Origin of the sequence: Streptomyces celluloflavus, assembly GCA_000720995.1 — a bacterium.
In the GTDB taxonomy this organism is placed as follows: Bacteria; Actinomycetota; Actinomycetes; order Streptomycetales; family Streptomycetaceae; genus Streptomyces; species Streptomyces celluloflavus.
The window spans coordinates 1-257 of the sequence record JOEL01000170.1; the positions used below are offsets into that span (position 1 = coordinate 1).

The window sequence follows — 257 nt, forward strand, 5'->3', positions numbered from 1 at the left end:
TCGACGCCTCGCGCGGGGCGATGCCGTCCAGGACCGACAGGATCTCCTCACGCAGGTCGTCGACCTGAGCGCTGTGCGAGGCGTAATCAACGGGGATGATGCGGGTACGGACCGACTCCGGGCACGAGTCCGCCAGCTCCCGCAAAGCCTCCGGCTCACCCGACACCACCGTCGCCGACGAACCGTTCACCGCGGCGAGCGACAACCGCTCCCCGAACGGAGCAATACGCTCCCGCACCACATCCGCAGCCTCAGCG

The 257-nt window shown here is 68.9% G+C and carries 1 protein-coding gene; it reads right to left on the reverse strand.

The genetic code is table 11. The features are described from left to right. On the reverse strand, positions 1 to 241 hold a 241-nt coding region (locus IH09_RS36330), incomplete at its 3' end, for an acyltransferase domain-containing protein (protein WP_318279680.1). Positions 242 to 257 lie beyond the last annotated feature (16 nt).